General features: G+C 51.8%; 17 protein-coding genes and 1 pseudogene. 10 read left to right on the top strand and 8 right to left on the bottom strand.

Annotated features, from left to right (window positions below):
- The first annotated feature begins 136 nt into the window (after positions 1-136).
- Both A6395_RS08825 and A6395_RS08820 read left to right on the top strand, forming a co-directional pair.
- A complete protein-coding gene (locus A6395_RS08825) occupies positions 137-571 on the top strand; it encodes a MarR family winged helix-turn-helix transcriptional regulator (RefSeq protein WP_070328004.1) in 435 nt (144 codons plus the stop codon).
- A gap of 104 nt (positions 572-675) precedes the next feature.
- Positions 676-1,200 carry a CarD family transcriptional regulator gene (locus A6395_RS08820; protein WP_016510581.1) on the top strand — a complete coding sequence of 175 codons (525 nt, stop codon included), beginning with the start codon at positions 676-678 and terminating at the stop codon, positions 1,198-1,200.
- 89 nt (positions 1,201-1,289) lie between these two features.
- On the opposite strand, the gene mqo is transcribed toward A6395_RS08820, so the two are convergent.
- Positions 1,290-2,789: a malate dehydrogenase (quinone) gene (gene mqo, locus A6395_RS08815; RefSeq protein ID WP_071398715.1), complete on the bottom strand. Its 1,500-nt coding sequence runs from the start codon at positions 2,787-2,789 to the stop codon at positions 1,290-1,292.
- Positions 2,790-2,981: 192 nt separating this feature from the next.
- On the opposite strand from mqo, the gene A6395_RS08810 reads away from it, so the two are divergent.
- Both A6395_RS08810 and A6395_RS08805 read left to right on the top strand, forming a co-directional pair.
- Positions 2,982-3,440, top strand: a complete 459-nt coding sequence (locus A6395_RS08810; protein WP_071398714.1) for a DUF2691 family protein — start codon at positions 2,982-2,984, stop codon at positions 3,438-3,440.
- 35 nt (positions 3,441-3,475) lie between these two features.
- Positions 3,476-4,018, top strand: a complete 543-nt coding sequence (locus tag A6395_RS08805) for a histidine phosphatase family protein (RefSeq protein WP_071398713.1) — start codon at positions 3,476-3,478, stop codon at positions 4,016-4,018.
- Between the two features lie 47 nt (positions 4,019-4,065).
- On the opposite strand, the gene A6395_RS08800 is transcribed toward A6395_RS08805, so the two are convergent.
- A complete protein-coding gene (locus A6395_RS08800; RefSeq protein ID WP_071398712.1) occupies positions 4,066-4,929 on the bottom strand; it encodes a DegV family protein in 864 nt (287 codons plus the stop codon).
- Positions 4,930-5,188: 259 nt separating this feature from the next.
- Here A6395_RS08800 and mprF point away from each other — a divergent pair, with 259 nt between their 5' ends.
- The 3 genes and pseudogenes from mprF (at position 5,189) to A6395_RS15755 (ending at position 9,974) form a co-directional block, all read left to right on the top strand.
- Complete coding sequence (gene mprF, locus A6395_RS08795) at positions 5,189-7,687, top strand: bifunctional lysylphosphatidylglycerol flippase/synthetase MprF (protein ID WP_252100530.1); 2,499 nt, start codon at positions 5,189-5,191, stop codon at positions 7,685-7,687.
- Positions 7,688-7,708: 21 nt separating this feature from the next.
- Entirely contained in the window at positions 7,709-8,299 is a 591-nt protein-coding gene (locus A6395_RS08790; RefSeq protein WP_071398710.1) for a DUF4304 domain-containing protein, read from the top strand.
- A 105-nt stretch (positions 8,300-8,404) separates the two neighbouring features.
- Positions 8,405-9,974 (top strand): annotated as a pseudogene (locus A6395_RS15755) (IS3 family transposase).
- A gap of 65 nt (positions 9,975-10,039) precedes the next feature.
- Here the strand turns inward: A6395_RS15755 and A6395_RS08775 are convergent.
- From A6395_RS08775 to A6395_RS08760, 4 genes are all read right to left on the bottom strand, one after another.
- Positions 10,040-12,430: a carbohydrate binding domain-containing protein gene (locus tag A6395_RS08775; RefSeq protein WP_071398709.1), complete on the bottom strand. Its 2,391-nt coding sequence runs from the start codon at positions 12,428-12,430 to the stop codon at positions 10,040-10,042.
- A gap of 191 nt (positions 12,431-12,621) precedes the next feature.
- Positions 12,622-13,194, bottom strand: coding sequence for a DUF1349 domain-containing protein (locus A6395_RS08770; RefSeq protein WP_071398708.1), 573 nt, complete (start codon positions 13,192-13,194; stop codon positions 12,622-12,624).
- Positions 13,166-13,708 carry an NUDIX hydrolase gene (locus A6395_RS08765; protein WP_071398707.1) on the bottom strand — a complete coding sequence of 181 codons (543 nt, stop codon included), beginning with the start codon at positions 13,706-13,708 and terminating at the stop codon, positions 13,166-13,168. Before A6395_RS08765 ends, A6395_RS08770 begins: the two co-directional genes overlap by 29 nt.
- A gap of 13 nt (positions 13,709-13,721) precedes the next feature.
- On the bottom strand, positions 13,722-14,213 hold the full coding sequence (locus A6395_RS08760) for an LURP-one-related/scramblase family protein (RefSeq protein WP_070327992.1): 492 nt from the start codon (positions 14,211-14,213) through the stop codon (positions 13,722-13,724).
- 129 nt (positions 14,214-14,342) lie between these two features.
- Between A6395_RS08760 and mntA the strand changes: the two genes are divergently transcribed.
- From mntA to A6395_RS16195, 3 genes are all read left to right on the top strand, one after another.
- Entirely contained in the window at positions 14,343-14,750 is a 408-nt protein-coding gene (mntA, locus tag A6395_RS08755; RefSeq protein ID WP_070327991.1) for a type VII toxin-antitoxin system MntA family adenylyltransferase antitoxin, read from the top strand.
- Positions 14,743-15,150 (top strand): type VII toxin-antitoxin system HepT family RNase toxin, encoded by a 408-nt coding sequence (hepT, locus tag A6395_RS08750; RefSeq protein WP_071398706.1) that lies wholly within the window; start codon positions 14,743-14,745, stop codon positions 15,148-15,150. Before mntA ends, hepT begins: the two co-directional genes overlap by 8 nt.
- Positions 15,151-15,365: 215 nt before the next feature.
- On the top strand, positions 15,366-15,599 hold the full coding sequence (locus A6395_RS16195) for a hypothetical protein (RefSeq protein WP_233589705.1): 234 nt from the start codon (positions 15,366-15,368) through the stop codon (positions 15,597-15,599).
- Positions 15,600-15,635: 36 nt separating this feature from the next.
- Here the strand turns inward: A6395_RS16195 and A6395_RS08740 are convergent, their stop codons facing one another.
- Together A6395_RS08740 and A6395_RS08735 are read right to left on the bottom strand one after the other, a co-directional pair.
- Positions 15,636-18,413 (bottom strand): glycoside hydrolase family 3 C-terminal domain-containing protein, encoded by a 2,778-nt coding sequence (locus A6395_RS08740; RefSeq protein ID WP_071398705.1) that lies wholly within the window; start codon positions 18,411-18,413, stop codon positions 15,636-15,638.
- Positions 18,410-19,492, bottom strand: a complete 1,083-nt coding sequence (locus tag A6395_RS08735; RefSeq protein ID WP_071398704.1) for an alpha/beta hydrolase — start codon at positions 19,490-19,492, stop codon at positions 18,410-18,412. Before A6395_RS08735 ends, A6395_RS08740 begins: the two co-directional genes overlap by 4 nt.
- Positions 19,493-19,711 lie beyond the last annotated feature (219 nt).

The raw sequence follows: 19,711 nt of genomic DNA, 5'->3' as shown, positions 1-19,711 counted from the left end.
TTTTTTACTGGCGTCTAAACCGGGTCATCGTATGACATGATCATCTGTTCAGTTGAAATTGAGATACTAGCGCATTGACGCGCCCTATCCGCTTTTGTATAGTTAGGAACGACAAAACAGAATAGGAGTGACCAATTTGACTCCATACGAACAACTTACGCCAACGCACCTTTTGGATTTGCTCGGTGAGCGCCACGATCAAATCCGGCGCATTAGCGAACGGGCATGGAACGAACAACATGATATTTACATCTCCAACTCGGAATGGTACATCCTCGCCCGCATCTACCGAAAGAATCCGACCATCTCCGAAGTGACACGGAACGTCCATGTGTCACGCCAGGCGATCCATAAACTGATCAAGAACTTGAAGACAAAAGAGCTTGTCACGGTGACCGACCACCCGACGAGCCGAAAAGACAAATGCATTCAGCTGACCGACCTCGGTATCCGCTGTTATGAACAAAACGAGGCGCTAAAAGCCGATCTCGAACAAAAAATTGCCACGACACTCGGCGACGATGCGTTTAATCAGTTGCAGACGTTGCTCCAAACCGACTGGAAACTGTGATCTCTTCTCATAATAAGAAGGGGTTTTTTCCGTCTGTGCGGCCTTCAATGTCAACCGGGTTGACAATTTACATCAATTACCTCTATAATGGATATTAGGAAGAGGTGATCGATTTGTTCAAAATTGATGATTTAATCATCTATTCGACCCACGGAGTTTGTCGCATTGACGAAATTTCCGATATGACGGTCGCAGGTGAGACGAAGTCGTACTATACGCTCCATCCAATCAACAACGCGCAGAAGCTACAGATCAGTATTCCGGTCGATAGTGACAAAGTCATGATGTTGACACTCTTGGAAGCTAAAGAAGCAAAAGAGATCCTCGAATCGTTCCGCTCTCCTGGTGTCGAATGGAATCCCCATCCGAATAACCGGAACCGCGAATTCTTGCATGTCGTTCATTCGGGCAACCGTCACGATATCGCTCAAGTCATCAACACGCTTGCTCGGAGACAAACCGAAGCAGTCTCGTTGAACAAAAAGTTATATGAACAGGATCGTAAGATTTTAGAAAATGCTAAAACGATTCTTGTGAAAGAACTTTCACTCGCGCTTCATTTGTCGGAAGAAGTCATCGATCAACAGATTGCCGCTTATTTGAGCGCTGAACCTGTTGCCGCCACTTGATTGGACCCTTCTATATGAAGCGGTCTTTTTTTTATGTCAAAATTTAAAAGAAAAAGCGAGAATATTTTCGCATTCTCGCTTCAACCGATTCAATTGTGCACGACACCCTTTTCTTTCAAGCCGAGCGCCATTGCCGTCGATTCGTGGATCGTCTTGAACAGCTCAGGATGGTCTGAGAGAGAGACGCCGTACGATGGCACCATCGCCTTGATCTTCGGCTCCCATTCCGGCAACTGCTCAGGGAAGCACTGCTCGAGCACTTTCAACATGACGTGGACCGCTGTCGACGCACCGGGTGACGCACCGAGGAGAGCCGCGACCGAACCGTCTTCCGCACTGACGACTTCTGTCCCGAATTGGAGCGTGCCTTTGCCTGCTGGCGTGTCTTTGATGACTTGCACCCGCTGACCGGCGACGACGATTTCCCAATCCTCGTTTTTCGCGGTCGGGATGAACTCACGGAGCTCGTCCATCCGCTTGTCGTGCGACAAGAGCACTTGCTCGATCAAATATTTCGTGAGCGGCATCTCTTTCGCCCCGGCCGCAAGCATCGTCACGACGTTGTACGGTTTGACCGATTGGATGAGGTCGAGGTTCGAGCCTGTCTTCAAGAACTTCGGCGTAAAGCCGGCGAACGGTCCGAACAAGAGCTCTTTCTGTCCATCGATGTAACGTGTATCAAGATGCGGCACCGACATCGGCGGCGCGCCGACTTTCGCCTTACCGTATACTTTGGCGTGGTGCTGCTCGATGACGTCACGGTTTTTACAGACGAGGAACAACCCGCTCACCGGGAATCCGCCGATATGCTTCGACTCCGGGATACCCGTCTTTTGCAACAGCGGCAAGCTGCCGCCACCGCCGCCGATAAAGAGGAACGGCGCCGTATGCGTCTCGATCGTATTCGCCTCGATGTCCTTCACTTTCACTTCCCATAGCCCGTCTGACAACCGTGTCACGTCCTCGACGCTATGCTTGTAGTTGACCTCGACATCATGATTCGTCAAATGGTCAAACAGCACCCGCGTCAGCGCGCCAAAGTTGACGTCCGTCCCTGAGTCAATTTTCGTCGCGGCAATCGGCTCATCGATCGTGCGACCTTCCATGACGATCGGCATCCATTCGCGCAACTGCTCCGGATCGTCCGATAAGACCATACCATCGAACAACGGATTATTTGTTAGCGCTTCCAAACGTTTTTTCAAGAAGCGGATATCTTTCTCCCCTTGGACCATGCTCATATGTGGGATCGAGCGGATAAAGTCTTCCGGTTGTTGGATCAATCCTTTGTTCACCAAATGCGCCCAAAACTGGCGCGAGATTTGGAACTGCTCGTTGACGTTAATCGCTTTTGAGATGTCGAGCGTACCGTCCGGCTTCTCAGTCGTATAGTTCAACTCGCAGAGGGCGGCATGCCCGGTCCCAGCATTATTCCATTCGTTCGAGCTTTCTTCCCCTGCGCTTGCGAGCTTCTCGAACACTTTGACTTCCCACTCCGGTACGAGCTCTTTAAAGAGCGACCCGAGCGTCGCGCTCATAATTCCCGCACCAATCAAAATGACGTCTGTTCTCTTCTGGACACTGCTCATTAAAACCCCATCCTTCTCCCCTGGATTTGTGTATGAAACGATTCAGTAAATCCCCATTCGCCGATCGTTTCTTTGTAATCGTTATACTGATTATAACGCTTTTGTGATGAAAGATAAGGGTTAAGTAGTGAAAATAGAGATGAAACTTTTAAGAAGAATTCGGCTCATTAATCGTGAAGGGAGAAAATTACCATGAGGCGAGGCGTCAGTTTTAAAATACCGAACAACTACGGGACTTATTTATTAGAAATACTGAAACCAATCGAATTGAGCCGTTACAGGTGGTTCATTGGCGGTGAAGAATCTTACACGGTAAGGGATGACGAGTTAAGTGAGCTGTTATTCCATGAACCGACTGTGATGGATGGAGAAGCGTTTGGCGATTTAATCAGCCAAGACCAACACTATCTCATCTTTTTGAATCTAAAAGCTTTTCCAGCCGGACCGGTGACGGATGTCGAAACGTATGAGGCATTCCTCGACAGCCCTTGCGAATTTGCCCTATTGATTGTCGACAGCACGTTCGTCGACATCTATTGTAAAAATCAACGAATCATTGAATCATTTTATGACCATGCGCTCTCATGTGAATTCAAAGAAGTCGCCTACCTGACCGACGCCAACGATATGAGAACAAGTTTGACCGTCTAGTAAGCACCCATCCCTATAACAAAGGAGAATCCATTATGCCAACCATCTACCTCGTCCGTCACTGTTCGGCCACCGGTCAAGAACCTGAGGCTCCGCTCACGGAAGCCGGTCAAATCCAGGCGATCGCCTTGCGCGATTTTTTCGAAGACGTCCCGATCGAGCGCATCATCTCGAGCGATTACACTCGGGCCGTCGCTTCAATCACACCTGTCGCTAACGAGCGGAACTTAACGATCAAACAGGAACCGAAGCTTCGTGAGCGCATCCTCTCGCTCGAACCGCGGGCTGATTGGTTCGACCTACTCCGCCACTCGTTCGACGACCCTTCGTTCAAGTTACCCGAAGCTGAATCGGGCCTAGACGCAACTGCTCGGATTTTGGACGTCGTCACTCAAATAAACGGTTCGACGATTCTCGTGACGCACGGCAATCTGCTCGCGCTTCTGTTACAACATGTGGATAACCGGTTTGATTTCGGGACGTGGCGGAATCTTAGTAATCCGGACGTCTATCAGTTAGAATTTGTGGATAACTTTTTTTCAGTCAAACGCGTCTGGTCGGATCCTGCCTGTGGATAACGTTATCCACAGAAAAAGCCGTCTCATCACGAGACGGCTTCACTGTTTCACTTTTCCACAAAGAACATCGAGATCGCACCTAGGCCGACGTGCGTGCCGACCGAGACACCCATCTGCATCAGATAGATCTCACCTTCGAAGTCCGATTCGGCTTGGATTTTCACTTTCAAGTTCTCAGCGATTTTCTGGTCCGATGTATAACCGATGATGATAAAGTTCGTGATGTCCTTATCGTAGCGTTTAATGAACTCGTCCGTGTAGTGCTTGAGCACTTTCCGAGTTCCGCGTTCTTTGGCGACGATGGCACCTTTCCCGTTCTTCATGCTCATGATCGGCTTGACCATCAACAGCTTGCCGATGATCGCGCTCGCGTTCGAGATACGGCCACTCTTGATCAAATGATCCAAGTCGTCGACCGACAAGAAGTGTTTCACTTTCATCTTATACGCCTCATTGAAGTCGACGAGTTCCTCGAACGTCGCACCCGCTTCACGCATCTGTGCGCTCTTCATAAGTAACCAACCGCTGCCGTGGCTCATCGAACGGGAATCGACGATATGAATCTTCACCGTCGAATCCGGATGCGCCTCTTCAAAATATTCTTTGCCGAGCACGGCCGATTGATACGAACCACTCGTCCCACTCGACATGCAGATACATAAAATTTCGTGATGGCCGGCCGTGACGGCATCTTCCATCAGCTTCAAAAACGTCGCCGGGCTCGGCATCGCCGTCGTCGGAAATTCCGGTAGCGCTTCCAACATTCCGTAAAACTCATCGGGCTGAATATCGACGCGGTCTTCATACGACTTATTGTTCATCGTGATGATGAGCGGAGCTACACCGATATCATATTTTGCTAAAATGTCGTCTGATAAATCGCAAGTTGAGTCGGCTAGTAATTTAATCATAGTATCCTCCAAATTGTCTCCTAAGGTGACGGGAATCGTCCTAGTTCACTACGCCGATTAAGACGTCAAGACAGGACACCTTTAGTGTACCAAATATAGAGGGTTTGATGTTTTTTTACTAGGCTCAATGTGCGACTTATTCATGTTTTTGAATCGATGTGCGAATTCGGGTCGTATACACTACAGGATTCACTATTCCTCACATGCAAAACAGCATATAATGCTAACACTAAGCTTGTAGCCGTAAGGAGAAGACATGATGCAAAAACGACTTTCTTGGAAGCAGCTGAAATGGTTGGTTCCATTCCTATTGATTGGCCTGATTCTTTATCAGAGCGGGCAAGAACTACAAAACTTATCGCTCGCAGCCGCCTTCTCGGCGTTAGAAAAACTGACAGGATTCGAACAATCCAGCTTGATCCTTCTTGGCTTGCTCGCTGTCCTGACGATGACCGGATACGACTACTTTTTACTCCGCTCATTGAACGTTCATATCCCGTTCCACAAGTTGCTTCGTGCGGCTTGGATCACCAACTCGATGAACGGCATGCTCGGGTTCGGCGGCGTCATCGGCATCGCACTCAGGACCTCGCTGTATCGTCCGTACACGGATACATTGCGACTGCTCCGGGCTATCGGTTGGATGACACCGACGCTGATCAGCGGACTGTCTCTACTGTCGATCGGGGTCCTCTCCGGCCTATTTCCGGCCACAACGCTGATATCGACGAAGCAGTGGATTTGGCCCATATTGCTGGCAACGCTAGCCGTCTTGCCACTTTACATCTATATGACCCGCAAACGATCGAACTTGAGCTGGTCGACGTTACTCGGCTACATCGCCACATCATTCGCGGAATGGGTGACAGCAGGACTCGTCGCCTTGTACGCCTTGTATCTCCTCGGCGGGGACGCCCCGGTTGCTAGTATGCTGGGCGTATTCATCGTCGCCACAATCGTCGGGGTCGTTTCACTCGTCCCAGGCGGAGCCGGCTCGTTTGATCTATTGTATTTGGTCGGGATGACGCAGCTCGGCATCGATCAAGAGATTGTCTTGTCATCCTTGATCGTCTATCGGTTCGTCTACTTCATCGTCCCGTTCATGGTTGGTTTGTTTTTAGCAGCGATCGCCTTCGGGGACCAGGTCGTCAAACAAATCGAATACAAACCGATAATCGGCTCATCGTATGAAATCGGGACGGTCGTCTGGCGCACCGTTTTGCGGACACTCGCCAAGACCGGTCGGCTCGCCGGCAGTCTGATCGCTTTGATGACGAGTCTCGTCCTCTGGTTTCAAACGCTGCTCCCGAGTGTGGCCCCGCTTTATGTGACAGCTCCTTGGATGCAATGGGTCGGGACGCTTTGTCTGTTCGTTGCCGGACTCCTGACGTTAGTGAGCACCTACGGCATGTATATCCGCACGAAACGGGTGCTGTGGATCACGGCTGTGTCGTTCTTCTTCGCGACGCTTGGTATATTCGCACGCGGGTTCAATTTGTTCGAAGCGTTGGTCGTGGTCGGATTTGCCTTGTTCGTTTGGCTGACCCGAAACCAGCACACGCGGTATCGCTCGATCCTGACCATCAGCCGCTTCTTCCGAAACGTGTTGTATGTCAGTCTATATGTCGGGACACATGCGATTTTGCTCCAGTCATTCAGTCAAAGCGACACGATTTTCTTTGAACCGGATCAAGCCGCCCTGTTAAGCGTGAGCGCTGTCATGATATCAGGCCTGCTATTGAGTGTCCTGTTTGTCTTGTTTAACCGTCTGAAACGTCCCCGTCTTGGTGAGGCGTTCGAACCGGTGCGCTTTGAACGGTTCCAGACGACGCATGCGACATCACACACGTTTGATTTGGCTTACATGAATGACAAGCGCGTCTATTATGGCCCTGATGACAACGCCTGCCTGCTGTTCGCGTTATCTGGTAATCACGCAATCGTTTTAGGAGACATACAAGGTGAGACGAGTGCCGCCTCCGAGCTGTTGATTCAGTTCATTGAGGCGACCGACCATCTCGGCTATGTCCCGTTGTTCTATCAAGCCACACCGAACTGGATGCCGCGCCTGCATGACGCTGGCTTCACGTTTTTCAAGCTTGGCGAAGAGGCGACGATCAATGTCGATACGTTCTCACTGACAGGTAAAAAGCGCGCGAACATGCGCTCCCTAAACAACCAGTTCATAAAAAAAGGCTTTACCGTGGACGTGATCACGCGACCGAACGAGGCGATCATCACCTCGCTGAAAGATATTTCCGAAGAATGGATCGGCAATCGCAGTGAGAAAGGCTTCTCGCTCGGATTTTTCAACGAGCAGTCCCTATCACATTATCCGACGGCGCTGCTGAAGGACGTCGATGGGCAAATCGTCGCCTTCATCACGCTGCTGCGCGGGCATGGTACCGTATCGATTGACTTGATGCGCTCGTGTTGTAACGCCCCGCCCGGCTCAATCGAAGTACTGATTCTTCACGTAATCGAGTGGGCGCGGGAGAATGAATATGCCGATGTCGGGCTCGGAGTCGCCCCACTCGCATCGGTCGGTGAGCATACGTTCGCTTACTGGCCCGAGCGGATCGCGGCGGACATCTTCGAAAACATCAGCTACATTTATCCGTTCAGTGGGTTAAGGCAATTTAAGAACAAGTTCAAACCGACGTGGGAAGGCCGCTACTTGGCGTTCCGGCAACGACGGACGCTCCTGCCTTCCTTGTTGCGCACGGCCCGGCTGATCAGTCGAAAAAAGATACAATGACAAAAGAAAGGAGCGCTACTGATGTCTCATGAAACTCCACGTATCGGTTCTGCGGAAATCAATAAAGTGATTCGTGAACACTTGTCTCCGGCGTTGCGAGAGCAGGGTTTTCAAAAGGTGAATACACGGCACAATTGGAAATTTAATGAGCACAACATTTGGGTGATTGATGTGACAGCGGTCGGGTCATATTTCTCCGATGTAACCGGTTGGCCGTCAATGTCTGTCTTTGTCGAATGCGGAATTTACTATCCATTTTTAAATACTGGCGACTTTGATGTGAAAATAGGAAAAAAAGGAGAATCGCTACCGAGAGTCCACCATTGTTACTTGCGCCTATCCCTCGACAGTACACTGGACCAATCGGCTTACACACAAACGTTAAAGAATCAAGCTGAGCGAAGTCGAAAAGACCTTTGGTGGATTGAGCCCGATGGTTCAAATGTTGACGATGTAGTCATGAACATACGTGATGTGGTTCTCAATCAAGCCATCCCTTGGTTCGAGAAGTATGTGGACTGGTCACTCGTAATGGAACAGTTCAAAAACAATCACAGCCCTTCATTCTTTCAAGAACTAAAAGGGAAGATCGATCACTATCGACATACTTGAACATCTTTTAATACATGAAAACGCCCCGACATGATGATGATATGCTCCCCAATAGGTAGACAGATGAAATAACAAATCTGTTTATCTATTGGGGAGTGTTTTTTTATGGCGAGAAGTCGGCATTCGATTGAACAAAAACTGAGTGCACTACGTATGCTGGAAGAAGGAACATGCACCTGGAAGGAAATCGAGGAGGCTCATGACGTCTCTATGGATACCCTTCAGTTGTGGAAAGTGAAATTCGATACCGGTGGGATCGATGCGTTGAAGGAGTCGAAGACATGGAAACATTACACCAAGGAACAGAAGATCGCGGCCGTACGTGACTATCTCGATGGGTTCACCAAAATGGAGGTTCTCTCCAAACATCATATTAGTAGTTGGTCGGTTCTATATCGGTGGATCAAGAAGTATACTGGTCATAGCGAGTTAACAGATTCGAGAAAAGGGATGGATCGAGCTATGGCCAAAGGGAGAAAGACAACATTCGAGGAACGCATGGAGATCGTCAGGTATTGCCTGGACAACGGACGGAACTATCAACGGACGGCCGAGATATTCGCCGTGTCGTACCAGCAGGTCTATGGCTGGACGAAAAATATGACGCCGACGGCGTGCACGGGCTCGAGGACCGGCGCGGACGGACAAAGCAAGAAGAGGAACTGACCAACGAGGAGAAGCTTGAACGTCGCATCCAACAGATCGAGCGGGAGAACGAGCGCCTTCGGGCCGAGAACCTGTTCCTAAAAAAGTTAGAGGAGATCGAGAGGAGAGGTTGATCAGCCAGATCCGGCTACAATTGCGTTACACGGCCATCAAGGAAATGTCGATAAGCGACACGTTCCCGGTCGTGCTCTTATGCGAGATCGCGCAGGTCTCACGGGCCGCCTATTATAAATGGTTAAAACGTACCGTCTCGGTACGCGAGGAAGAGAACTTGAGTCTACTGGAGGACATCCGTCTCCTCTACGATCAGGTGAACGGGACCTACGGGTATCGACGGATCACCATGACGGTCAATCGGAGACGACGCCAGCATGGCCTGCCGGCATACAACGAGAAGCGGGTCTATCGTCTCATGCGCATCCACGAGATCCGTTCGGTCATCCGCCAGAAGCGAAAACGGTACAAAAAGTCTTCACCGCAGCATGTGGCCGAGAACCTGATGAACCGAGAATTCAGCGCGTCCCGACCGGACGAGAAATGGTGCACCGACGTCACCGAGTTCAAATATGGCGCCGGGAGGAGGGCGTATCTGAGCGCGATCATCGACCTCTATGACGGCTCGATCGTCGCCTATCGCATCGGGAAATCCAACAACAATGGGCTCGTCTTCCAGACGATGATCCCAGCGATCGCGGGGCTCCGTACAGGAGCGGGTCCGATGATCCATAGCGACCGAGGGTTTCAATATACATCGAGAGGGTTCAAACGCATGGTGGAAGACGCAAAACTGACCCACAGCATGTCTCGCGTCGGACGTTGTCTCGACAACGCCCCGATCGAGGGTTTTTGGGGTACCCTGAAAGTCGAGATGTACTACCTGCGTGAGTTCCAGGCCTATAGCGAACTCACGTCGGCCATCGAGGCCTACATATCGTTCTACAACCATGATCGTCTCCAGAAACGACTAAACGGCTTGAGCCCTGTCGAATACAGGGCTCAAGCCGCCTAGGCTGGTTTTCATTATTTACCCTGTCTACCTGACGGGGAGCAGTTCATGATGTCGAGGCGTTTTCATTATTTTACTTCTACTTCAACGTTATCAATCGTCACATCGTGCGCACCGAGCGGTGAACCGTCCGTGCGTCCGAGCAAGAATTTCAATCCTGTCATATCGGTTTGTCCCATCGTGAGCTCAAACTCATACGTTTTCGTCTCAGGTCCGACTTGAACGATTTGGCTCAAGTAACGCGTATACGCCGCGTTCTCGACCGTCACTTCCATATTGCGTGCGACTGTCGAAGAAGCATCGAAACGGACGACATACGTCTGTCCCTGGTGCAGTTCAAGACCGCCTTGCTCAAGCAAGACGCTCCAAGGTTCCTGTCCTTCTTGCCCGATCGAGATTTGAGCGGCTTCGTTCACCGCTTCAACCGCGGCTTGCGCATCGAAGTGCACGTAAGAGCCCCAATGTGTCAACCCGTCCGTGAACGATCCGTTCTTCAGCGGAGACGGGTCGATCGCGATCGGTGTCACATCGAACAGTTTGACGTCGTCAAGCTCAATTGAGCCTTTCGCCGAACCGAGTACGAACTGGAGCTGGCTCAACAGGTCCGTCGCTTGTCCCATCGTGAACGGGATCTCGATCGTTTCAAACTCGCGCGTCAACGCGACGTCTTGAAGCGGGAGATACGCGTTGCCGTCCGCTCCATTCAAACCGACTTGAAGTGCTTTGATGCGTTCCGCTCTCGCTTTAAAGCGCAACACGTAGTCATGACCTTCCGTCAGTTGAATCCCGTTTTGGACGAGCGTTGCCGGTTCGCCCTTTTTCGGGTTCGTCACGAACTTGAAGTGACGCAACTTCTCGTCAACTGTAGCCGTCCCTTTCGTTGCGCCCGGGTCGAACTGCCAGTATGTCAAGCGGTCCATCGCGCCTTGGTCAAACGTTCCGTTGTAGACCAAGTTCCCGTCGCCGAGCGCTGGTTTCGTCGCGTTCGGGTCAAGTGCTGCACGTTCGGCTTGTTCGACACGGACGTTCCCGATTTGAACGCCTGACGTGCTAAGTCCCATGTTGAACTCGAGACGCGCCGCGAGATCCGTGTCTTCCGTCATATCAAACGTCATCGAATATGTCTGTACGTCTGTCGTCAAATCGAATGAACCTTCATCCGAGTATTTCGCGTAGCCGCGGTCTGGTCCGCCGCCGACTTTCACGGCGATCGAACGGGCCGAATCGGCACTCGCGTCGAACGTCACTTTATAGTGTCCGCCTTTACCGAGTGAGACGTTTTGAATCAATTGGTGCGAATATGGCTGACTGCCGGCTTGAGTGATCGAGATGTCGGCAAAGCGTGAGCCTGCTTGTTCGATGACATCAACCGTCCCGACGCCGCCAAAGTCTGGCAAGGCCACATAGTTCCAGTACGTCGGATCGAGCGCTTGCGAACCGTTCGTCACGGTCGTGATCGGCTCCGTGTAATCTTGGTCGTAGACGAGGTTTCCGTCTTCAGACGGTTGTTTCGCTCCGTCGGGCAATACGATTTCTTCGTCCGTGTACACCGGTTCGACCGCCTTGCGGTAGTCGCGGTTCTGTAAATCGAACACACGAACGTAATCGACTTCCATCTCGGCCGGGAACGGTGTCGTCGCATCGACGTCCCCGTCAAACCAACCGCCGACGGCCAAGTTCATCACGAGGTAGAAGTTTTGGTCAAACGGCGCTGGGTAGCTGTACTTCGTCGCCTGGTTCAACCCTTTCGAGTACCAGTCGTTTTGCGTCTGATAGAGCTCTCCATCAACGTACCAGCGCAACTCGCCAGGCTCCCACTCGACGGCATATGTATGCCATTGATTGATGCCGTCACCTTCTTCAAAGTGATAGTCTTTGCCTGTATATTTGTTGTTCGGCCAGTTCTCGCCATAGTGAATCGTCCCGGCGACTTTGTCAGGCTGGCTGCCCCATGATTCCATGATGTCGATTTCGCCAGACGATGCCCAGGCACCGTAACGATCTTGTTCCGGCAACATCCAAAACGCCGGCCACAAACCTTTCCCGGTCGGTAGTTTTGCCCGCATCTCATAGCGACCGTATGTTTTACTGAACTTGCCTTTCGTCGTCAGCTTCGCCGATGTGAAGTCATACGTCCCGAGTTCGTCCGTCACTTGTTCTTTTTTCGCGCGGATGACGAGCTTGCCGTCTTTTACGAAAGCGTTTTCGTTTTTGTCCGTATAAAATTGCTTCTCATTGTTTCCCCAACCCGGTGTGACCGGAGTTCCATCTTGATCTTTCAGCCAGTTCCCTGTATCGAAATTCCACTTCGTTTGGTCAATCTTTGATTTGTTGAACTCATCTGACCAGACGAGCTTCCATTTCGTGTTGTCTTTTTTCTCCGGTTTTTCGGCAGATGCTCCTTGTGCGGCTGACAAGACAAGACCGGTCCCGAGTGCAAGTGCGACCCATTTCTTCATTACATTTCCTCCTTTGACATGAATGAAGGCAGGGACGACGCAATCGACCTTGCCTTTATTAAGTGACGCACACATTGAAAACGCTTTCCGAAAGCGCTTTCGTTAATCTTATTATAAATTTTTTCCATGCCTCGATTCAACCATTTTCTTGAAGTGAAATGAAAATGACATAAAAAAGCATCGACGATGAATCAAGTCGATGCTTCCGTAACTGTCCAATCTGAAATCGTGACTTTGAATCCAAGCGCCTCCGTATCCGGACTACAGGCGTACGGTCCGACGCGTAACGTCGACACGTCATGGAGATGGGCGATTCTTAGTTGTTCACGCCTGCCGTCCCCATATTCGAAGAACACCTCGACATCACCGTCTGTGTAGACGAGCTCGAACGTCAATGGTCCGTTCACTTCTTCGTTCGAAAAGTCCCGCGTCGACCAATCCGAGTAACCAAAGGACGTGACGACGGCCCCAAGGTGTGACGGTCCATCCGGGATATACTCGACCGACGTCTTGAGCCAATGGTCGTCATTCGCATACAACAAAATGCCGGCCTGGTCGTATGTATGGCTCGGCTTCATCTCAATCGTTGCCTGGCACGTGAAGCGCTTGGCCGATATGTCCTTCACCAAGGCGTGCGCCGTCATCCGGTTGAACCCATAATGGGTGTTCCGCCAAAAGTCGGTGTCGGCTTCTGTTTGGAAGGTGAGTCTCTCCTGTACGTCTGTTGCTCTCGGCTCATTGATCCACGTGTACTGCTGCCACATGATTGATCCCTCCCCATTGGCCTCGCATCGCGAACAGAAGTGGAATCATCGGTTCGTGATACGGAATAAATTCTCCTGACCGAATCATGTCGAGGATGGTCGTCTCGTCCGCCCACTGCACCGCCTGGACTTCTGATTCCTGGAGCGTCAAGCTATCGAGATCGACTTCCGTTTCGACGAGATAGATATCATCAAATCCTTCGTCGAAGTTGACCGTCAAATGCGGGCGCGTGTTTGATAAGTCGAGTTTCAATCCAATCTCTTCTTCGAGTTCGCGCATCGCCGCCTGTTGACTCGTATCGCCAACCGTGGCACTGCCGCCGACCGTGATGTCCCACATGTTCGACCAGCCGTCTTTGAACGGTTGGCGCTGTTGAATCAACATCTGCCCATCCTTGTTAAAGATACAGACGTGGATGACAAGATGGTAATCGCCATTCTCGAGACGATTGCCCCGCTGCCACGTCCGCCCTGTCTTTTCTCGGTCAACGTTATAGACGTCCCAAAACTCCATCGTTCAATCCCCTTTATGTGGCCGCACTCGCTGCCGCTTGATCTGATTTCACACAATCGATGGCGACGACGATCGAGATGAGCATGTGCTCCATCGTCTCATCGATCACTTGAATCTCATACGTGTCGCCCCATGACAACCATTTTTTCTGGACGCTGCCGATGACTTGCCCGTTCTGTGTCACCTCGAAGTCCATATCCCACCAGTCGCCATCGATTTCAATCCCTGCTGCATCAATCGTATAACGCGGTTTGAAGAAGGTGAACTCTTTTGAGATCGTCATCGTCTCCTCACCCTCGACGTCGACGTAAAACTTCGGTAAGAAGCTGAATGTCTTTTTCGTAATGGTCGTGATCTCCCGCCCATCCTTGTCCGAGATGGTGAACGACTTCGGCAGCTTCATAAAGCTCCCTTCGACGAAATACATATCGTTTTCATCCGCGTCCTTGATCGTGAACCGTCCGCGCAAGCTGAAGACTTTCTGTTTCATGTAAAGCGTGTTCATCGTCATCCCTCCAATTTATGTCTGTTGTCCTCTATACGAGTATATACCCGACTATGGTTCATTTTTTCTGATGGAATGAATGTTCACGCCGACACAACAGGGCGTATAATGAGATGAGGAGGTGAGAGATTGATTTCTGAAAAAGTAAAACAAGCTGTCGCTGAAACGATTCAACGTGAGACCGACGCTGATTTCATCTTGTTATTCGGGTCATTCGCCAAAGGAACAGATCGTGAGGATAGTGATGTCGATTTAGCATACTTCGGTCAGAAGCGACTCTCACCATATAATCGCTTTGCCTTGGCGAGCGAATTAGCGCTTCTATGCGGGCGAGACGTCGACTTGATCGATATCCGTGAAGTCGACACCGTCTTTGCCATGCAAATTTTCTCAGAGGGCGTTCCATTATCGATTCAAGATCAGAACGAATTTACGCGACAACAGATGAAAGCCTTTCGGATGTATGCTGAATTGAACGAACAACGAGACATCGTCTTGAAAGAAATCAAAGCTAGAGGAAGTGTATTCGATGAATGATGTTGTGTTGAACAAAGTGACGACAATCGAGCGCTGTCTTCAGCGAATCCATGACGTGTATGACGATAATCCAGATCACCTAAACGATTTCACGAAGCAAGACAGTATCATTCTCAACATCCAACGCGCCTGTGAAGCGAGTATCGATATCGCGATGTACCTAGTCAGTCAAAAAAAGTTGGGCGTTCCTAAGACGAGCCGGGACGGGTTCATCATGCTCGAGGAAGCAGGTATCATTGATAGTGCCTTAGCGAAGACGCTCATGAACATGGTCGGATTCCGTAATATCGCCGTCCACGACTACCAAGCACTCCAACTCGAAATTCTTGAAGCGATTCTCGAAAAGCACATCGATGATTTTAAAACGTTCACAAAAATCATTCTGCAACTGGATGTGTGACAGTCATGGGCGAACAAATCTCAATCGAACTAAATGTCGACTCTTTAACTTATGAAACTCAAATCGTCGGTGATATCTCCTTCATTATTGACTCTTATATATATTTCCCTGGCCAAGGCTGGTCCGATTTTGTCGTCATCGTCTTGAAATGGTGGATTGACAGTTGTCGTGCCCTTTTATCCGCGCCACTACACGAAAAGTATTCATTCTCCTTTATGGACGGACGAGACGATGTGATTGCGAGAAAAGTGAACGCGACAGAGGCCGAACTCCTATACGTAGGCAGTGATACACGTCACGTGCTCATGGGAACTGTATTGATCGAAGAGCTGAAACAGGCCCTCATCAAAACGACATACCAGCTTCTCAACGCGATCGACCGGAACGGATGGGAGAATGAAGAGGCCGAGACGTTACGTCACGCCGTAAAATCACTTGAACGCATATAAAGAACGCCGCCTCGTTTCCGAGACGGCGTTTTTCAATTATCCGTTCTTCATACTGAACGAGTCAGCAAGCGTGAACGTAATGTCTTTCACGTCGAGACCTCCGAGTGTGAAGTAAAGCTGCAAGTAGTTGTGTTGGTTCAAGAAGAACAGTTGCTTCGTCTGCGTCACCCATTCCCCGCCCGTTCCGTTAAACGTGAACGTCGGACCCGGGATGTTGTTCGCAAATAGCGTCACAGGCATTTGAGCGAGCTCTCCTGCTTCCGAACGGGCCGTGATCGTCACGTCGTACGTGCCCGTCTCATCGACCGATACGGCGAAGACGTGCGTGTTTCCCGTCGATGTGTCCGCGTCGATCAAGCTGACGCTCTCTCCGTTCGCAAGATGCTGATACGTCACATCGAAATCGATCGTTTGTCCTGCTTCTTCGTCGAGTCCGATCACTTCGACTGAACCGTCATGAAGCCCGAGCAGACGCTCCATCGCCGGAGACTGCAAGACGAAGCGGCAAATGTTCGCCGCACTCCGCAACAGTTCCGCCCGCGTCAACGTACCGGCAGCGAGTGCCGCTCCCGTATTGTCGTCGAACGAGTTCGTATCCGGACGGTCGACGACCATGTACAAGTCGTTCTGCGACTGGACCATCGCCGCCGTGTTCTGACGGTTCGCCGGCTCATCTTCATGGTGGTTCACTTTCGCCCACCAGTCGGTCATGACGATGCCTTCAAAGCCCCACTCGTCGCGAAGGACACGTGTGTTCTGATCATACAGCCCGGCCGTCCAGACGCCGTTGACGGCACCGTACGTCGTCATGATCGACGTCGCCTTGCCTTCTTTGACGGCCATCTCGAACCCTTTCAAATAAATCTCGCGCAACGCCCGTTCCGAGACGACCGAGTCGATGTCGTGGCGGTGCGCTTCTTGGTTGTTGGCGCTGAAGTGTTTGAGCGTACCGGTCACGCCGACGCGGTGCATCCCGTTCAACTGGGCGATCGCCATCTTGCCCGTCACGTGCGGATCTTCCGAGAAGTACTCGAAGTTCCGTCCGTTGAGCGGATTACGATGGATGTTCATCCCTGGTCCGAGCAACGTGTCGACGCGGTTTTTCCGCATCTCGAGTCCCGTCATCTCGAACAGGTCTTCGATCAACGCCACGTTGAAGCTTGACGCCAACAGCGTCCCGTTCGGCAACGCGAACGCCTTCGTGCCGATGTCCATCCGGATACCAGACGGACCGTCCGCGCAACAAGCGGCCGGAATGTCGAGCTCGTTCAAACGGTCCGACACGCCGCCGAACGCGGCGGCCGTCCCTGGTGTCACGCGAGGCGAATTCATGCCTTGTCCGCGGACGATACAGGCGAGGTCCTCATCCGTCAACTGGTCGAGGAACGTCTCAAGCTCGGCTTTCCCGTGATAGACGTCCGTCAGCTTCAAGCCGTTGTCGCTTGTCTGATGGCGCTGCATCGGACGTTCGGCGAGATAACGTGCCTCGACGTCAACTTGGCGCAGCGGTGTTTCTTCATAGCTGACTTCATATCCTTGACCGCTTGCGACCGGCTTGATGCGGTCAAACGGTGTGACCGGCGCCATGTTCTCGCTGAGCGTCTCGACGACTTGTAGTTCGGCGAGCTCATAGTCAAAGACCGCGACAGCTGAACGGACGTCCGTCCCAGCGTGAATCCGGTACGTCCCTGCTTCTAAGACAAAGCTCGATGCGTGTCCGGTGACGCCACGATCGTCATAGCTCGCAAAGTCCGTGACCGGGACGGAGAATTCGAGCGTTTGCCGCTCTCCTGGTGCAAGCAGACCTGTCTTATCGAACGCGACGAGGGCGCGCGCCGGGTTACCGAGGACGCCTTGCGGCTTCTCGACATACAGTTGCACGACTTCTTTCCCGTCAACTGCCCCGGTGTTCGTCACCGCGACGTTGATCGTAATCAAACCGTTCTGTTCACTCGCTTCAACGACTTCCGTGCTGAAACTTGTGTACGACAACCCGAAACCGAATGGATAGAGCACCTCGTCTTTCGCGAACGTCTCGAAATAGCGATAGCCGACATAAATATCTTCTTGATAAATTCCTTTGTCGGCGTGACCAAAGTTTTTCGTCGACGGATAGTCGTCAATCGACCGGGCGATCGTGTCTGTCAACTTGCCGGACGGACTGACTTTGCCTGTGAGTACATCGACGAGCCCGGTCCCACCTTCTAATCCCCCTTGCCATGCGTAAAGAATCGCGCTCGGCTCATAGTCCGTCGCCCACTTCATATCGATGATGTTGCCGACGTTCAAGACGACGGCCGTCTTCGTAAACGCCTTCGACACTTTCTCGATCAACTCGTTCTCGATCTCGGTCAACAAGTAGCTGCTCGGGTCGGCCGTGTTGTCACGGTCCTCACCCGCCGTACGCCCGATCATGATGAGCGCCATATCCGACTTGGCTGCCGCTTCCGCGACGAGCGCGTCCGTGACGGCCATCTCCGGCTGTGACCACGGTTCGCCGGCCCAGCCGACACCTTTGTCGAACGGGTTTTCTTCGACCCACGCCTCATACGTCTGAAGGAGCGACTCGTTCAGCTGGATACCTTCGCTCGCTTGGAGCGCCTCGAGCGGACTCGTCACGTGGGAGACGTTGACCATCCCGCCTGAGCCGGTCCCGCTCTTATAGTAATTGAATTGGCTGCGACCGAACACGGACACGGTCGTCCCCGCCTGGATCGGTAGCGTCTGTTCGTTCTTTAAGAGGACAGCCCCTTCGGCGACCGCCGTTCGCGCCAGTTGTTTATACGTATCCCAGTTCAATGTGTAATGTTTCATGTTGTCAGCTCCTTCATTTCGTTTGCGATTTCGTTTATACAGTCTTCAGCTTGCGGATAGTCCCCGATTTTATCGAGGAAGGCGTGGTCCATCCCTCGGTATTGGATCAGTCTCGTCTTCACGCCGTCGCGCGCGAGTTTCCGCGCATACGCCTCGCCTTCTAAGCGCAAATAATCGTACTCCGCCGTCACGATGAGCGCGGGCGAAAGGTTCTTCAAGTCATCTGCCAAAAGCGGCGATACGAGCGGATGCGTCACGTCAGTCGCACCTTGTAAATAAATGTTGTTGAACATCGAATCCGCGTCGCTGAGCGCTAGCACCATCCCGCGCATCAAGTCGTGATGATGTCCGATATCATATTGTGCGATGTCCCATGCGTAATCATCTGTCGGGACCGACCCTAAATTGACGACCGGATAGATGAGTGCCTGGAAGCTGATCATGCTCGTCTGTTGCGCACGATCGAGTAAACAGCAGCCGGTCGCCAAATTCCCCCCGGCGCTGTCGCCCGCGACGGCGATAGTGTCTCGCAACACCCCGAGCGCATCGGCCTGGTCGTATACCCATTTGACCGCTTGAAAGCAATCATGCAAGCCAGCCGGGAACGGATGCTCCGGCGCGAGCCGATAGTCGACCGAGACGACGACCGCGTTCGCTTTCTCAGCGAGCGCTTTGCACGGGTTCTCGACCGTATCGAGTGTCCCGCCGAAAAAACCGCCGCCGTGGAAGAACAGGACGGCCGGTAACGGCTCACCTGACTCGGGCCGATAGAGTCGGGCCGGGATGTCGCCTTCAAGGCTTGGAATCGTGATCGGTTCCGTCGTGATAGGACGTGTCGTCACGTCACGGTTCGGCCAGCCCATGCTCGCGCGGACGGCCTCAAGGTCAAACGGTGCCGGTGCCTCATCGCCTGTTACGTGTTGATTGGTGTTCGCTAACACGCGCGGGTCGAGGTCGCCTTGTTTGTTTAAGTCCGGGATCGGTTTGATCGTCGTCTCGATGCCATCAATCGTCTCTCGAATATGTACTGCACTTAACTCGTCAACTAACCGTTCGTATGAGTTACTTTGAGTCGACATGAACTGAATGCTCCTTTCTCAATCACCGCTACCTTGCTGATGACAGCTTTATCCGTTGACTTAAATCTTACTTGTTCAGACACGGCTTCAAATTCGGTCGTGTCATCGGTGAAATGTTGACGCAACTAGCGTTAGACGGTAGACGTCAGGTCGACCTCTCCCCCTTCGCACTCGCTCGATTTCACGGATGAACGACGAACCGCTCCCTTTCGTGTATAA

The organism is Exiguobacterium sp. SH31, assembly GCF_001816105.1.
GTDB lineage: Bacteria > Bacillota > Bacilli > Exiguobacteriales > Exiguobacteriaceae > Exiguobacterium > Exiguobacterium aurantiacum_A.
This window is presented reverse-complemented; position numbering and strand designations above follow the sequence as displayed.

Coding starts and splice junctions, on each gene's coding strand:
- mqo (WP_071398715.1), bottom strand. CDS start 2,789: ATGAGCAGTGTCCAGAAGAGAACAGACGTCATTTTGATTGGTGCGGGA.
- A6395_RS08810 (WP_071398714.1), top strand. CDS start 2,982: ATGAGGCGAGGCGTCAGTTTTAAAATACCGAACAACTACGGGACTTAT.
- A6395_RS08805 (WP_071398713.1), top strand. CDS start 3,476: ATGCCAACCATCTACCTCGTCCGTCACTGTTCGGCCACCGGTCAAGAA.
- A6395_RS08800 (WP_071398712.1), bottom strand. CDS start 4,929: ATGATTAAATTACTAGCCGACTCAACTTGCGATTTATCAGACGACATT.
- mprF (WP_252100530.1), top strand. CDS start 5,189: ATGCAAAAACGACTTTCTTGGAAGCAGCTGAAATGGTTGGTTCCATTC.
- A6395_RS08790 (WP_071398710.1), top strand. CDS start 7,709: ATGTCTCATGAAACTCCACGTATCGGTTCTGCGGAAATCAATAAAGTG.
- A6395_RS08775 (WP_071398709.1), bottom strand. CDS start 12,430: ATGAAGAAATGGGTCGCACTTGCACTCGGGACCGGTCTTGTCTTGTCA.
- A6395_RS08770 (WP_071398708.1), bottom strand. CDS start 13,194: ATGTGGCAGCAGTACACGTGGATCAATGAGCCGAGAGCAACAGACGTA.
- A6395_RS08765 (WP_071398707.1), bottom strand. CDS start 13,708: ATGGAGTTTTGGGACGTCTATAACGTTGACCGAGAAAAGACAGGGCGG.
- A6395_RS08760 (WP_070327992.1), bottom strand. CDS start 14,213: ATGAACACGCTTTACATGAAACAGAAAGTCTTCAGCTTGCGCGGACGG.
- hepT (WP_071398706.1), top strand. CDS start 14,743: ATGAATGATGTTGTGTTGAACAAAGTGACGACAATCGAGCGCTGTCTT.
- A6395_RS16195 (WP_233589705.1), top strand. CDS start 15,366: ATGGACGGACGAGACGATGTGATTGCGAGAAAAGTGAACGCGACAGAG.
- A6395_RS08740 (WP_071398705.1), bottom strand. CDS start 18,413: ATGAAACATTACACATTGAACTGGGATACGTATAAACAACTGGCGCGA.
- A6395_RS08735 (WP_071398704.1), bottom strand. CDS start 19,492: ATGTCGACTCAAAGTAACTCATACGAACGGTTAGTTGACGAGTTAAGT.